The sequence below is a fragment of the Psychrobacter sp. C 20.9 genome (genome assembly GCF_001921765.1).
GTDB classification, from domain to species: domain Bacteria; phylum Pseudomonadota; class Gammaproteobacteria; order Pseudomonadales; family Moraxellaceae; genus Psychrobacter; species Psychrobacter piscatorii_B.
Window position 1 is genome coordinate 81938 of record NZ_MRYC01000004.1, and the last position, 15784, is coordinate 97721.

Consider the following 15784-nt stretch of genomic DNA (forward strand, 5'->3'; position numbering starts at 1 on the left):
AATGAATCAAACAGCAGAAAGGTAAATATAAAAACGCGCCAATTCTACCTGAAATCAGCGCGTAACCATAAACTTTTAAAAGTTTACTGAGTAAATAGCGATTAGACGATAATCAGTATCAGTACCGCAACCACGATCACTGCACCAAACAGTAACTGATAGCGCTTGATACTGTGCTGCTCTTGTTTTTGCGTCGTGATCAGCGCTTGCGCTTGTTCCCATTGAGACACAAGGTTTGCCGCCTCTATATGACCATTATCTGCCGCTTGCTCTAGCCAGTATTTACCACTGTCTATATCTTGAGGAATACCAACACCTTGATAGTACAGCTTGCTAAGTAAACGCTGGGCACGGCTGTCGTTTTTGCTAGCGGCTTGCTTCACCCATTCCACGCCAGATTTTTTAGCTTCCTCATCATCTGCCGTGAGTCCTTCGCCAAGCAACTCGTACATGGCCAAGCGTAGCATGGCAGCCGTATTACCCGCTTCTGCAGCCGCCTGTAATGCTAGCAATGCTTTATTTTTTGCTGCTATATGATTGTCTGAAAAGACAACTTGGCTACGCGGTTTATCCTGCTTGGCAATGTGCTGCTCAAACTGATCGAGGACTTTGCAAGCTTGCTGATATTCAGTCACGCCTGCTGTTTGCGGCACCTCAATCTCGTCTAAATCTATGAGCAGCTGTGTAAACATTTCTGGTGTCGGTGGGGTTTTCACAAATGACTTAGGTTTAATAACTGGCGATTCTACCTTCGTCAGCTCAGGTTTTATTTGAAGCTCTGGTTGGCGCGGCGCGGTACTCACTAATGGTTTAGATACAGTAGTTGCAGCAGAAGGGCGCTCGATATTGGCTGATACTATATTAACATCAGCCAATTCATTATTTACTGGTACGTCCTCTGATGCCTCATAATGACTAGCAGGTTGACTTGTACTGATAGTCGTACTCGAATCTATCGTTGAATGAATGCTTTGGGTCGTATTATGCGTTGCTGACTCAGTCTTTAAATAACTAAGAGTATCTGGATTACTCGCTTGATCCGATAAATCTGGCAATCTTGCGCTGACTGCTTGATACAACCCACCAGCTACTTGCCCGCCTTGTACCGCTTCAAACGGTCGATCGATATGACCAAACAGACGCAGCCCTATGACCTCTAGCGGAAAGAATAGTGACGCAGCATCTTTAGACGCCTCATCCCTATAGCTGGCGGCCATATGCTGATAAAAGTCATCGGTAATCAATGACAGCTCAGGATAGCGTTTGCGTAGCTCAAACTGCCCATACCAGCGTGGTCTGTTTTCCCACTGCTGTGCCAATACCCGACCTGCATAAAACGCCAAAAACACCATAAAGTTGCGATAGTGCTCATCGACCAGTAATGTCGCCTCGTCCCATATACCGCCTTTTATCATGTCACGGCGTACCTGAGACAATAGTGTATCAATACGCTGTAAGCTCTCAAGCGACTCATCTAGCGCACAATTATGTAGCTCTGTCTCATATGCGATACCACCTGCGATAGGACGCCCAGCTAAGAAATCTTTCCAGTAGCCTTCTGCAATATAATCGAGTGGTGTTAAGGGCGAGGCAGACATAGACAGGCGTGTCCTTTTTTAGATAAGTTGATTATAGAGACAATGATAATGATTAAAAATATGAGCATAAAAAACACGGACAGGTTACCTTAACCTAAAATTGAGCGTGCTACAATAAAGGACTAAACAAGCGTACAACATTATCAAATAGGCGTTTTGATCCATGGCGCTGCTGCCACTCTTCATTGCCCAAAATACGGCAACTTTGTAAATATATTTCTTGACATTCAGCCACTTGAGCGACCATCTCTGGCGTATAAATCGCCAAGCTGACTTCCATATTTAAATAAAAACTGCGCATATCAATATTGACCGTACCAAACAGGCAGTAGTCATCATCGATAACCACGGTTTTTGCATGTAGCAACCCCCCTCGAAATAACGCAATAGTCACGCCAGCATCCAGCAGCTCTTGATAATAAGCTTGTGAAGCATGCTGCACCAAAAACGAATCGACTTTTTCAGGGACAATAATCGTCACCTCAACGCCGCGCTTTGCCGCTATCGTCAGTGCACCTGATAGCGACTCATCGGGTACAAAGTATGGGGTGGTGATACGTATGCGCTTATTGGCACGGTGAATCACAGTCACTAACGTATTGTAAATCACATGCGCTGTCAGCTGCGGTGCTGACGGTATGAGCTGTGCTATCACCTTGTCTACGACAGGCATCTTCGGTATCACAATTGAAGTGCTACCGATATCTGGCTGCTCGTGATAATCAATCGTATCACCCAACACCTTTACTCGACTATTCAGATCGTTGATAGTTGGGTCCATCACATACAATTTACGCGTGTAATTGTTAACTCGCTGATGTAGCTCAGCGAGATTGTCGTTATTTTCAGCACCAATATCAGTAACAATAACTTTGGCCATGGCGGTATTGATACTAATAGAGTGCTGGCTGGTGGTTCTAATCGCCACATCAATCCACTGTCCGACATTTTTATTTTGCTTAAAAAACCTCGGATCGACCAAATTAAAGCTACCGATATAGCCAATATACTCATCGATGACCACCATCTTACGATGATTACGTAAATCAGAGCGCTTAAATAGTGTCTTTAATAGACCTACTGGCAACGATTGATGGACAAAAACACCCGCTTTTTCTAACTTATGATGGGCACTACTATTAATAAAACTAAAACTGCCTACGCTATCTGCCAATATGTGACACTCTACGCCGCGCTGAGCCGCTATGGACAACGCTTCTATCACATCGAGCACTTGTCCTTTTGGATATACAATATAAAACTCCATAAAGACGGTCCGCTGTGCGGCGTGGATATCCTCTATCAAACGCTGAAAAATCGATGCAGGATCTGTTAACAACTGCATTTGATGATCGGAAAATACTCCTAGCCCTGTCCAGCGCGTTCCTATTTGGCTCACACCGCGGTATTTGATGGGTAGCAGATCTTGTCCTTTATCAAACACCAGTTGCTCGCGCCGTGCCATGTCATTCATCATGATGCTTGCTTGATCCACGCGCTCACGGTAGCGTCGTCCAATCATCGGCTCACCTAGTAGTATGTATGCAAACAGACCGAACACGGGCACGGTATAAAGCACTGCAATCCAAGCAATGGATACACCAATATTACGCTGCACTGATACAACGCGTAACGTCATAACAATCATCAGCATAATATGAAATATCAGACCTAGACCTGCGTACTCTCCCCACGTCCAGTTAGTAAAGATCTGCCCAATCGTAAAAATATCTATGCTGGCCTCCCTCAATCATGCTCAAAAAACAAAGTATCCGTAGTATAGTAGCTTTTCGCTGTCAAACAACTGCTAACAATCATAACCTGCCTCTAAAAAATACAAGTAAGTATCTACCATATATTACTGTTTTTAATACCATTAAAAATTTATTTCCGATTATTTCATAAAATAGTTAAAATAACATTTGACAGCCAAGTGTAAATCTATATAATACACACCCACAGCAAGGGTACTTACTTGGATAAGCTCAGCTGATTAAGTTAACATTGAGTGTGACAGCTAATGTTAATGAAGCAATACAGAAATTCTATTTAAAGAATCTCTCTTGTAGTAGAAGTTATACCTTATATTGGGTACTGAGCTTCTAGAATTTACAAAAATGTAAATTCTCTTTCGCTCGGACGAAGCAGTGTTTCGTTTGCTCCTCGCTCAGGGTGATTAGCTCAGTTGGTAGAGCGTCTGCCTTACACGCAGAATGTCGGCGGTTCGAATCCGTCATCACCCACCACTTCTTAGCAAGTGGCTAAACAAGCTAAGAGACCTAAGCAGCGGTAGTTCAGTTGGTTAGAATACCGGCCTGTCACGCCGGGGGTCGCGGGTTCGAGTCCCGTCCGCTGCGCCATATTTAAAACGAATTTAAACGATTAAGTTTAAGCAAGTTTCGCCCCAAACATTACATTGTTTGGGGTTTTTTTGTGTCTGCGTTTTTTGTCTATGTTCCTTCTAATATAACTACCTCTCGATAAGCATCTATTTTGTATTCGCAATAGTTATAATCATCCAACGGACGTGCAGGTATTTTAGTACTATGGACGCTGACTCATGCGACTCACACTAGCAATCAACGCCACCATTACTACGCCCATGATAATCAAAATACCAGACATCATGTGCGCCGCTTCATAGTTGAGCGCTTCTACTTGCTCATATATCGCAATCGACACTACCTTGGTCTCACCTGAGATACTCCCCCCTATCATTAACACCACACCAAACTCACCAATGGTATGAGCAAAACTTATCAAACTACCCAAAATAATACCCACGCGCGCTTGCGGTAAGGCTACCTTGACGAAGCGGCGCAGACGACTGGGTTCTAAAAGATGCGCGACTTCCGTGACACTTTGCGGAATACGCAAAAACTGTGCATACACTGGCTGTATATAAAAAGGCAGTGAGTAAATAATAGACCCAACCACTAGACCTTCAAAAGTAAAAATAAGCGGACTAATATTGTGCTCAATCAGCCATTGACCGATACCCATACTTGGACTTAGCAGTAATAATAAATAAAAGCCAATAACCGTAGGCGGGAGCACCAGAGGCATAGCAATAATACCCATAAGCAGAATTTTAAGACGCCCAACTGCCTTCTTTTGACTTGGTTTGGCAAGCCAATAAGCAACAGGGGTCGCAAACAACAGTAAGCACAAGGTCGTGACAGAAGCGAGCTTAATACTCACCCAAAATGGACTGAGCATATCTGACATAAGAGACTGGTCGATCATATAATGTCACGGCTCGTTTTATAGGTAGCGTGTCTAGGCTAACGGATTACTGAATGGGCAGGTAGCCTGCTTGCGCGAAGTGCTGTTGTCCTGCATCCGAGCGCAAGTAATCAGTAAACGCCGCTGCTGGGACTGTATTATTGATAACGATACCATCTTGTAAGATGGCTGGATAGGATGCTTTCGGCACAGTAATAAACTGCTCAGGTTTGGCTTTTATCGCAACGAGTTGAGACTGCGCCACAAACCCATAATCCACGCTACCTGTATGGGCGTACTGAAATACTTGACCAATATTTTCTGCCTGTATCAGGCTTTTCTGTGCATTTAATTTTTCATATATCTTTTGTGATTGCAGATAGGATTTTGCAGATGCACCATAAGGAGCGAGTTCAGGATTGGCAATAGAAATCTTGCTATCATCTTTGAAACTAGCACTTGTAAACGCGTCAAGAAGCGATGTTGGCGTAAAATCATTCAAAGGTTTTGTGACACTATAGAGTGCAAGCTGACCTCTGGTATAGGTAAACGGTTGTACAGATTTATCACGCTTGTCATCAGACAGCTTTGCCGGAAACTCTTGATTGGCAGACAAGAATATATCATAAGGGGCTCCTGCCTTGATTTGAGCATATAGCTTGCCAGATGACGCGTAAGTGACTTCAATATCTACGTCGTCTTGATTCGACATATTGCTATCTGTTTGATAGCTATCAATGATATTAGGTAGGACATCAGATAAGTTAGCTGCCGCAGCGATACGTAGTGTTTGGTGCTCAGCACTTGTCGCAGTCGCCGATTCTGCATTCGTACTGTTATCTGCTGTACAAGCATTTAATGCCAGTAGCAAACACGCAGAGGTACTAATAGCAGCTAGTGACCTACCCATTATTGCTGAGCCATTTAGATGAAGCATCTTCGTAATATTCTTGCTTCCAGACAGGAATGTCGGCTTTGATGGTATCTAATATCCAGCGACACGCATCAAATGCTGGATAACGATGCGCTGACACTACCCCCACCCACACTGCCACATCACCAATCTCGAGCGCTCCGATGCGGTGTATTGCTATAGCGTGAGTGATCTCAAAACGCTTTTTGGCTTCTTCTATAATGGCGCGGCCTTGGTTTAGCGCCAAATTCTCATAGCCGTAGTAGCTCAAGCGCTCAACGCTCGTGGCATTGTTATGGTTGCGCACTCGCCCTTCAAAGCAAACAAACGCACCGCAGCTGTCATTGTCTAACGTACTTTTGAGCTTATTTTCGTCAATTGCAATATCGAGTAACGCAAAACCGTCGCGCTCAGCAATAAGATACGCTTCATCGGTACTACGTTTGATGGTCATTGAATGGTTATGGATGTTATCTGTCATTTTTTTCTCTATTTACACTAATTGTGGCGCTATAGCCGCTTATAAATATATACCTAACCACCAGCGACTGGCGTGATAAATACTACGCTATCGCCGTCATTGATTTGATCTGTCCATTTAGCGAAGTAATCGTTCACTGCCACCCGTAGCTCTGCTTGCGGACGACTAAAACGATGCTTTTGACTAAGCTGTTCGTACAGTTCAGTCAATGAGGTATCTTGGGGTAATTTCACAGTCTCTTGCTGACAGTTGGCCTCATCCGCCAAACTGGCAAAATACATGACATTGATATCCATCGTTGATCCGATAGCAGCTTTTGTCTCAATAGCACTCATAAACTTCTCCTTTCTTTGCAAGCGTCCTTGCTTAATATGCGATATATCTCTGTACTTTAATGATACTTTTTACGCTAAGCATGGCGATAATCTGACTTGCCACCTGTTTTTTTAATCAGGTGAATATCATTTATAACGATGTCATGTGATAATGCTTTAGTCATATCATAGATGGTCAAGCAGGCAACGCTCACGGCGGTTAGCGCTTCCATCTCAACCCCCGTTTTGTGCGTGACTTTGACTACAGCACTGACGGTGATACTGCTCAGCGCATCATTATACACAAAGGTGAGGCCGATCTTATCTAGCGGCAGCGGATGACAAAGCGGTATCATATCATGCGTGCGTTTGGCAGCCATAATACCGGCAATATGTGCCGTTTGCGTAATGCTGCCTTTTTTGGTCATCCCATCAGCCGCTTTGATCTGCGCATAAATCTCGCTCGGAAAACGAACTTGCCCAGTCGCGTTCGCTTCTCGCGTCGTTGCGGTCTTGCCACTGACATCAACCATCGTGATGTCACCATTACCATCTAAGTGTGATAAAGCAGATTGATGATTTGTTTGCACGCTGTTACTCATTGATATCGCCTCTTCTTAGTAATCTCTTTATTAGTATTTTTATTATTTTGGTAGCGCGGCACACGCCTGTTCAAACTCTTGAGGCGTATTAAAATTGGTCAAATGCTGCCAGTCCTGAGTAAATGGTACAGTCCGCACCATCGGCTGAATAAAGTGCATGACTCGGCGCTGACCACTATCAATATAAGCTTTCAAATCGGGTTCAATAGCTAAATGATAAAGCCCTAGTAACGGATATAAATGACTGTTATCTTTTAAGCAAATGACGCGCTTATTAGCCGCTGTATTAATCGCTTGTTGCAATTTCTGCCATAGATCAGTGGCGGGTATTAAGCTGTCACAACTCATCACCAGTAGCCACGATGCGCGCTGATTGTTAGTTGTAAACAGATTATTCGAGCCAGTCAATGTTTGCAATGCTGATTCGATAGCAACCAACGCACCGCCTGTACGAATCTGCTCATCATTATCCGCGCCAAAATCAGAAACGTAGTCAGCAATAGGCATAACGGGCGAACTGGGTTTGTTCAAAGTAGCATCTGAATCAACATAAAAGCCTCGTCCATTATCCGCAATCAAAATAGGAACTTGCAACTCGCTGGCATGACGAACATGATAATTTAGCAGCTGCTCACCTGTCGGCAGAGTGAGCGTCGCCTTTGGTGTTCCCATACGTTTGGATGCTCCGCCAGCTAAAATAACTACCCCTGCCAAATTGTCCGAACTGTTTGAGCAACCCATCATTATGCCATTGCCTGTCATTTTTGGTTAAATAGCCGTTATGGTTTAATCATTTATCATCAATCATTTATAAATCAGTCATGACTGGGGTTTTGTGCCAAAAAATGCGGCACAAAGTTACACGGACGAGTACGGCTATCAAACTGCTCTTTTAGGATATTTTCCCACCCTGTACGGCACGCGCCAGATGAACCTGGTAGACAAAAGATACCGGTACCATTGGCCATACCAGCCACTGCCCGCGATTGCACCGTAGACATACCAATCTCGTCTTTTGAGATCAAACGGAACATCTCACCAAAACCATCAATCGACTTATCAAATAGTACGCTGACAGCTTCTGGCATGCTATCTCTAATAAAGAACCCTGTACCACCTGTTGTGATGACCGCGTGCACGTCTGGACTGGCAATCCAGCCACTAATGACCGCTCTAATCTGATAGATATCATCAGTGATCAGCTGACGGTCTGCCAAATGATGTCCAGCCTCGGTCAAGCTATCGGCTAGATATTGACCTGACGTGTCTTCTGCCAGCGTACGACTATCAGAAACAGTCAATACCGCAATATTAAGAGGGGTAAATAGTGCAGCAGGCTTACTCATAAAAGATCCTTTATAGATATAATTTTATAAATGTATTAAAAAAAGCTTATGTCAGAAAAGCGATAGCAAAAACAGCATCAGTTATCATCAGAATTAGAGACTCAGAATGCCTTAACCACCGATGATCGAGAGATTGTGCATGATACCACTGTTCGAGTCATGCAGATGATGATGCTCAGGCTTAATCGGCATAAAGCTATGTAAAGTGTTTACCAGTCCTTGGATATCGTTTTGTTGTAAGTATGGACGAATATCGTAATTACCTTGGTCAAATAAGCACAGATGCACCTTGCCCTGACTACTGACTCGCAAGCGGTTACAAGTATCACAAAAGTGCGCCGCATAAGGGGCAATCATACCAATACGGCCGACATAATCAGGGTGACTGTACTCGACCGCTGGACCATCGGCACTGCCACGCTCGTGTGGCTGCCAACCATGGTCTAACAAATAATCCGTGATGATATCAGACTGAGCATGTTGGGCAAAAAATAAGTCGCTATTGTCACTGGTCTGCATAAACTCAATAAAACGATACGTTACTTGCCTGTCTTTGACGTAGTCGATCGCGGCAATCAGGTTTTCAAAGGCAGTCTCTGCCATCAAGACGCTGTTTATTTTGAGTTTGATATCCGTCGTTTCTAGCAAGGTATCCATATCTGCCAGTATCTGCGGTAAAGTATCAAAACCTGTCATTTTGTGAAAAGTGGCCGCATCGAAGCTGTCCATACTGATATTGAGCTGATCAAGTCCAGCCGCTTGCCAGCTGGCTAAGTGTTTACCCAACTTATAAGCATTACTGGTCATCGCCACTGTTTCAATACCGTCCGTTTGCTTGATCGTTTCGATAATTTCGACAACATCACGGCGAATGGATGGCTCACCGCCTGTAATTCTCACTTTTTTGGTACCTACTTGGGCAAAACCGCGTACCAATGTCGCAATTTCAGAAACGCTCAACTCATCATCAGGACGTTTGCCTTGATAACCATTTGGCAAACAGTACTCACAGCGAAAATTACAAAAATCCGTAATAGATAGGCGCAGATACGTCAGACGCCGTGCAAACCCATCCGTTAAAGGCTGATGGATTTGGGTTGCCTGATCAATCGGCATCACTAAATTAGACGGTATATAGCTGTCAGACAGCACAGGTGCTGACGCAGGAGAATACAGTTTTGGGCTGTCTATTTTGAGATTGTTGTCATTCATATATTACTGCCATCAGTATTGCTTGCCATAAGCGTTACTTTATTATTCGTGTTTAGCATCCTATTGCTAGATTGCTTTTTAATTTCGTTCCATCGTTTTATAGCAGATTGGCAAACGGTGAATTAGCGATGCAACCAAGGAAACGGCTGCACCGTAACCTCACCACCAGATACTACGTTGCCACTGTCTTTGTCTAATACAATAAAGCAATTGGCGCGGCTCAGCTGTTTTATTCTGTGTGATTGTTGACTCAAAAAACATTCCACTTGGTAATGACCCGCCTCATCTTGTGACAATACGCCGCGCTGAAAGTCTTTGCGGCCCGGGAACTTTTTGATGTCATTTGTGAGTTTAGCGTTGATCGTTAGCGGCATCGGCTGCTCGGACACACTCGCACCTGACATCTGCCATAATGCGGGTATCACAAACTGTAGCGCGCCCACAACTGTGGAGAGCGGATTACCCGGTAGACCAAAATACAATACGGGCTTATCGAGATTTTTATTTAACTCGCCAAATACGAAAGGCTTACCAGGTTTCATCGCCACTTTATAGTGGTTGATTTGCCCAAGCGTTTCGATCACCGTCGTCAGAAAATCATAATCGCCGACTGAGACGCCTGCTGTCGATATGAGCACATCACAGTCTTGCATGGCTTCGTTGACCGCAGCTGTCGTCTTATCCAAATCATCAGGAATGATGCCATAGTCACGAATGATTATAGGTAAATCCGACAGTAAGCTTTTGAGCGTTGGGGTGTTTGAATTATATATTTGGGCTAGATGTTCCAGCTCATCGCCAATAGCGACGAGCTCATCGCCTGTCGCGAGCACACCGACGACGAGTGGTTGAAACACTCTCACTTCGCTGATACCTAAATTTGCCAGCAAGCTGATATCGGCAGGATTAATTCGTTTTCCTATCTTTAGCACAGCCTCGCCAGACTCAACCTCTTCGCCTTGCGCACGGATATTATCGTTGGTTTCGGCCGTTTGCGTGAGAGTGATGCTGTACGGCTGAGTCTTATCAATGGTCGCTTTGATATCAGCAAAGTTGGTATTCTCTTGCATGATGACCGTATCACAACAGTCAGGGATGACCGCGCCAGTAAAAATACGCACACCCTGCCCTGCTTTTGTCTCACCAGCATAGGCACTGCCTGCTTGAGACTCACCAATGATTTCAATCGTCTTGCCTTCTGACAGCTCACTTCCTTTTGCAATGGCATAACCATCCATAGCAGATAGATTCTGTCTTGGCACATCAAAAGGTGATGCAATATCTTGCGCGAGTATGTGGTTACGACTGTCTAATAGATCGCAGATATTGACGGCTCTGTTGGGAAGCGGGAAGTCAGTATTATTATAATCATTGATACGCAGCTTTATTGCCGCTTGTAATTCTTCCATAGTAATCATAAAGGTATGCTCTTTTGATCGTTCTCATTATTTGTGATTGAATCTTTATTATTAAAAGCTGTCCTTAGAGTCTATCATTCACAGTATCGATTTTGTTGTATTAACCTTGTCCTGATAAGTTTTGAAGATTGCGAGATCAAGCCAACTCAAATATTTGATGATTATCACAATATTTATTCATTCAATAAATTTCAGCAAAATCAGACATAGCCTGAGGCAAAAAAAGCACCTTGGCAAGGTGCTTTTTGTAGAGCAAGGTAACATGCTTAATTGATGATTAATGACTGATTTATAATAGCTAAAAGCCATTATGAATCGTGACCTTCATACGGTGTATAAATACCGTCAGCTTACCTCACCAGCCAGCCAATGAAGAGGCGCTATTTTGAGTGATGAATCCATCTGGCGTTTGCCCATTATCTGCTTGCCAGCGCTGAAATGCCATACGAGTATTGGTGCCCACGATACCATCAGCACCTTTGGTATCGTAACCCATACTCGTCAGACGGCGCTGTAAGTTGGTCACTTGCGTGGTTGATAACGGACGCTCATAGCGGGGCCATGATTTTCGCAGACCACTTTGTCCATCAATCGTTTTGCCCAATAGGCTCACCCCTAGCGCATAACTCGACGAGTTATTGTAAACCTTGATAACATCAAAGTTTTGGCTTAGCAGCAATACGGGACCATCTTTACCAGCTGGCAACCATAGCTCCATCTGAGTATTGGCATCTAAATAGACGTCATCTATCGTATCGACACCCATCGCCGCCCATCTGGCTGCAGGTTGCTTACTCCCCATCAGTGAATAATCAAACGAAGCAGGTACAGTCGCCTCATAAAAAGGTGCTAGACCGCGCACCCAGCCTGAGTTGCTCAGATAGTTGGCAGTAGAAGCGAGTGCATCACCTGTGGCCCAAGGGTTACGGTGACCGTTGCCATCACCATCAACGCCTTGCTTGAGCCAAGTCTCAGGAATAAACTGCGTTTGTCCCATGCCGCCTGCCCAAGAACCATCTAATTGCGACCATGATACGTCGCCACGCTGGAGTAGCGTCGCTAAGGATAATAGCTGAGCTTCTGCAAATTCTTGACGACGACCATCGTAGGCCAGACTGGCAAGCGAGCTTGGCAAATCACTGTTACCTGTGACCGCGCCATATGACGACTCCATACCCCATATCGCTGCGACAATCTCTGCATCAACACCATACTGCGATTCTAATTGAGACAAAAACGCACGCTGCTCTGCAAACTTGCGCTTACCTACGCTCACACGCCCACTAGAGACAGCAGAGTCCACATACTCCCATGGCATCTTAGAAAACTCAGGCTGTCCTGAGTCTAATGAGATAACTTGCTGATTCAGATAAGCGGAATCGAGTAATCGGCCAATGACTCCCGCATCATAGCCTGAAGATATTGCACGCATAGAAAAGTCTGACTTCCAATCAGAAAAACTGCTATAGCTTGGCTTTGGGGCGGGCTGCGGCTTAATAACTGGCGCTGGTGTTGGCTTGACCTGCACCGTTTGGGTCTGCGTGATCTCAACGCCGCCTTGGCGCACCGGTTTTTTTTGCATCGCTTGTTGGCTTGTACACCCAACCATCACGAGCGCTGGCATCAGGGTGAGGTACTGTTTTTTTAATCTCATAAAAAGTCTCAAACATAAATAAATAAAATGGACCAAAGCCGCCCAGCCATCAGCGACATGGCTGAATACTAACGTCCAAGTACCGTACGTGGATCAATCGGATTGCCATTTAAGCGAACTTGGAACTCCAGCCCCACTTGATTGGTCTGACCACTGCTACCCATCGTCGCGATACGCTGGCCACGCTGTACCGTATCCCCTTCTTTTACCAGCAATTGGCTATTGTGTGCGTAGGCCGTGATGTAATCATCACTATGGCGGATCATAATCAAGTTGCCATATTCTGGTAGACCGTTGCCTGAGTAAAGCACCGTTCCTGATTGGCTAGCAAGTACTGGATCACCGACATTACCAGCAAACCACATGCCCATATTGCCCGCCGCTGGATCAATGTTACGCGTCACTGGATTGCGAGTAGGATAATCATAACCAGAGGTCGAATTGGCAGTTGCCTCGTATGCTGGCGTTCGAGACTGGGTTACAGGTGGGGTATAAGTTGGTTGCGACTGTGCTGGTATGCTATAGCTGTTGTTACTCGCTGTGGTCGCTGCACCGCCCTGCCATAGTTTGAGCCATTGCCCACTATAAATCGTATATTTACTGTCCAGATTATTTAGTGCGCCAATCTGACGATAGTTAAGACGATAGCGCGCCGCAATTTGGCTGACCGTATCGCCACGTTGTACGCGATGGTAGTTAGGGACGCCTTGTGCGTTGGTAATAATCTTAGGACCTACTTGGTTTGGTGATTGATAAGTAGGCTTGGTTGCACAGCCGACTACAGACAAGGTAGCAACTGCCATAGTGCCAATCAACGCCGCCTTAGCAAGGTGCGATCCGGTCATGATTCTTTTCATACAAGGTTCCTGTTCTTTGTGTTGCTTATCTATTGTTTTATCATCCAAAAGCGCTTGATATCACTCAAAAGCCTCCAGATATTGTTACTACAATTAGCGATCTAGCAGATGATTTATATCACTCGTACAGCAAGCGATATGGTGATTATCACCTATGTCATTGATAATCATATCCTATCGAACTTATAAATCTAGTGCCAAAAGCTTATCCAATGCCCGTGCTGGGGTATGATGTAGACGTACTGGCGACAAACTGATGTATCCTCCCGCCACTGCTTGATCATCCGTCATGCCCGATGTTAATACAACATTTTTTTGATTGGTTGATTTAGCTGAACTGTCTAAGGGTCGCTCATTTTTGTGCTTGCTGTTTTTACATTTTCGTAGAGACAGCCAGTACGCATCTCGGCCGCGCGGGTCAATCATATGACGCACTGGCTCGGCGATCTGCTTGTGTCCTAATGAGGTAACCTTTCGCCCTTTGATATCACTGCTGCTATCCATATCAGGAATATTAACGTTTAATACATGATAGGGCAAACTTTTGAGAAACTCTAAGATCGAGGTATCAGTGAGCAATTTGACAATTTCATTTGCCGCCACTTGATAATCACTGGCTGATTCTTGTCCGCCATTTTTTACGCCGCCACCTACCAAAGACGTGGCAATAGCAGGTATGCCCAATAACTGCGCGGTCAATGCCGCGCCAAAGGTACCAGAAAACATTACGTCCTGTCCTAAGTTTGCACCTGAATTGATACCTGTAATGACACAGTCAAAATCCACGTCACGGTATAGCTCATGCAGCGCCAGATGGACACAATCAGCTGGTGAACCATTAACCGCTATAAATCCCGATGGCAATTGATGCGTATGCAATGGCTTTGATACACTCAATGCACTAGCATAGCCACTCTGCTCCTCGTTTGGTGCGACTACCACAACCTCACCGATGGTCGATAGTGCTTGAGACAGTGCCAATAATCCTGGCGCATACACCCCATCATCATTACTAATTAAAATCTTCATGTCAGCTCAGTATGTTTGTGTCAAACCGTCTTTCTAGTAGAAATTTTTGCTACCGTACCATATCTTTATTCGTATAAAAATAGCAACCAAAGGCTAGTATATAAAATAAAAAATTTGGCGATTACTCTTGAAAGCCTTGTGATATCAGTACATTAAAACTAAATTATCTTGATAGCCCGAGCGATTATACCTGAACAATAGATAATCCCGAACTCAGTCGTTGACCAAAAACCATCTGGCATTTTTGTCTATTGTTATATTATTTGCCTCAAACGGAGTCGAAATGAGAGAAATAAGGCAACGCGTTACAATATGCAACACCATACAACAATACAAACTGATGCGTTTATACTGAGGTGACTTCATTGGTATATGCTACTGATATGTTGCTGTAAAATGCCTTTGGCTCACAAGATATCTACACATAAATCAATATTTTATGTGACTTTTGTTTTTTTACCCATTAACATATCACCATCAAATAAAGATAAGCGAGTGTAATACTGAATGAAGAATCAATCGATATTATCTATAGCTTTTGTGATAGCAAAAACCGCCTCAAAAATCGGGCTGGCAGGACTGATAACGTCTGTTGCCATGCTGTCTCAAGCGTCTAATGCTGCAAACAATCCTGCGACCACTATTCCGCTAGATATGTCTGGCATTAATATCACAAAGCATGAAATTGCTGTGATGCAGGTACTATCAGAGATCTGTCCATCAATGCTGAACGGCAATCAAAAACAACGTTTTTATAAGTCTTATACCGTGCAATTGCATGAGCTGATGCCTTCGTTAGAAGATCCAAAAGCAGCGATTCAATATCTGTCAACGCAGCAAGACTATCGTCAGATACTGCAAGGTATTCGTAGCTGGACAATGGGCTTTTCAAAGCAAGAAAATAAAGCATTGTGCGAAGATTTGGCGAACGCAGAATATTAATCGCTAAACATCGTATGAGCGTAGAGAGCAGTCTTGAGCTTTAGAAAAGCCAGTCATAATTAACGACAATAAACAATGGCTTTGTTCTTTCTGGAGCCCTACTCTCATTATCATTAAAAATAACACTCTACACTTACCTATTAAGTTTAATGAACATAAAAGCTTGCTGTCATTCCGTTTATAAACCACAAGC

At 44.2% G+C, this 15784-nt stretch carries 15 protein-coding genes and 2 tRNA genes; 3 read left to right on the plus strand and 14 right to left on the minus strand.

Features of this window, described 5'->3' with window-relative positions:
* Nucleotides 1-101 precede the first annotated feature (101 nt).
* Nucleotides 102-1598 (minus strand): tetratricopeptide repeat protein, encoded by a 1497-nt coding sequence (locus BTW00_RS03785; RefSeq protein WP_075106304.1) that lies wholly within the window; start codon nt 1596-1598, stop codon nt 102-104.
* 109 nt (nt 1599-1707) lie between these two features.
* Complete coding sequence (locus BTW00_RS03790) at nt 1708-3237, minus strand: cardiolipin synthase (protein ID WP_256713993.1); 1530 nt, start codon at nt 3235-3237, stop codon at nt 1708-1710.
* A gap of 531 nt (nt 3238-3768) precedes the next feature.
* Here BTW00_RS03790 and BTW00_RS03795 point away from each other — a divergent pair.
* A tRNA-Val gene (locus BTW00_RS03795) sits at nt 3769-3844 on the plus strand.
* Between the two features lie 37 nt (nt 3845-3881).
* A tRNA-Asp gene (locus BTW00_RS03800) sits at nt 3882-3958 on the plus strand.
* A 184-nt stretch (nt 3959-4142) separates the two neighbouring features.
* Here the strand turns inward: BTW00_RS03800 and modB are convergent.
* The 12 genes from modB to surE all read right to left on the minus strand — a co-directional run bounded on the left by modB (nt 4143) and on the right by surE (nt 14649).
* Nucleotides 4143-4844 carry a molybdate ABC transporter permease subunit gene (gene modB / locus BTW00_RS03805; RefSeq protein ID WP_075106306.1) on the minus strand — a complete coding sequence of 234 codons (702 nt, stop codon included), beginning with the start codon at nt 4842-4844 and terminating at the stop codon, nt 4143-4145.
* Between the two features lie 46 nt (nt 4845-4890).
* The gene (gene modA, locus BTW00_RS03810) at nt 4891-5733 is read right to left on the minus strand and encodes a molybdate ABC transporter substrate-binding protein (RefSeq protein WP_075106307.1); all 843 of its coding nucleotides are present in this window, start codon (nt 5731-5733) and stop codon (nt 4891-4893) included.
* The gene (locus tag BTW00_RS03815) at nt 5726-6217 is read right to left on the minus strand and encodes a molybdenum cofactor biosynthesis protein MoaE (RefSeq protein WP_075106308.1); all 492 of its coding nucleotides are present in this window, start codon (nt 6215-6217) and stop codon (nt 5726-5728) included. Before BTW00_RS03815 ends, modA begins: the two co-directional genes overlap by 8 nt.
* A gap of 53 nt (nt 6218-6270) precedes the next feature.
* A complete protein-coding gene (locus BTW00_RS03820) occupies nt 6271-6552 on the minus strand; it encodes a MoaD/ThiS family protein (protein ID WP_075106309.1) in 282 nt (93 codons plus the stop codon).
* Between the two features lie 74 nt (nt 6553-6626).
* A complete protein-coding gene (gene moaC / locus BTW00_RS03825) occupies nt 6627-7133 on the minus strand; it encodes a cyclic pyranopterin monophosphate synthase MoaC (RefSeq protein WP_058025076.1) in 507 nt (168 codons plus the stop codon).
* A gap of 42 nt (nt 7134-7175) precedes the next feature.
* Complete coding sequence (locus tag BTW00_RS03830) at nt 7176-7877, minus strand: molybdenum cofactor guanylyltransferase (RefSeq protein ID WP_075106389.1); 702 nt, start codon at nt 7875-7877, stop codon at nt 7176-7178.
* A 71-nt stretch (nt 7878-7948) separates the two neighbouring features.
* Entirely contained in the window at nt 7949-8479 is a 531-nt protein-coding gene (gene moaB / locus BTW00_RS03835; protein ID WP_075106310.1) for a molybdenum cofactor biosynthesis protein B, read from the minus strand.
* Between the two features lie 111 nt (nt 8480-8590).
* A complete protein-coding gene (gene moaA, locus BTW00_RS03840) occupies nt 8591-9691 on the minus strand; it encodes a GTP 3',8-cyclase MoaA (protein WP_075106311.1) in 1101 nt (366 codons plus the stop codon).
* Between the two features lie 122 nt (nt 9692-9813).
* Nucleotides 9814-11109 carry a gephyrin-like molybdotransferase Glp gene (gene glp, locus BTW00_RS03845; RefSeq protein WP_075106312.1) on the minus strand — a complete coding sequence of 432 codons (1296 nt, stop codon included), beginning with the start codon at nt 11107-11109 and terminating at the stop codon, nt 9814-9816.
* Nucleotides 11110-11464: 355 nt separating this feature from the next.
* Nucleotides 11465-12763, minus strand: coding sequence for a lytic murein transglycosylase (locus tag BTW00_RS03850; protein ID WP_075106313.1), 1299 nt, complete (start codon nt 12761-12763; stop codon nt 11465-11467).
* Between the two features lie 68 nt (nt 12764-12831).
* The gene (locus BTW00_RS03855) at nt 12832-13620 is read right to left on the minus strand and encodes a peptidoglycan DD-metalloendopeptidase family protein (protein WP_075106314.1); all 789 of its coding nucleotides are present in this window, start codon (nt 13618-13620) and stop codon (nt 12832-12834) included.
* Between the two features lie 183 nt (nt 13621-13803).
* The gene (gene surE / locus BTW00_RS03860; RefSeq protein WP_075106315.1) at nt 13804-14649 is read right to left on the minus strand and encodes a 5'/3'-nucleotidase SurE; all 846 of its coding nucleotides are present in this window, start codon (nt 14647-14649) and stop codon (nt 13804-13806) included.
* A 507-nt stretch (nt 14650-15156) separates the two neighbouring features.
* Between surE and BTW00_RS03865 the strand changes: the two genes are divergently transcribed.
* Entirely contained in the window at nt 15157-15591 is a 435-nt protein-coding gene (locus BTW00_RS03865; RefSeq protein ID WP_075106316.1) for an MCR_0457 family protein, read from the plus strand.
* Nucleotides 15592-15784 lie beyond the last annotated feature (193 nt).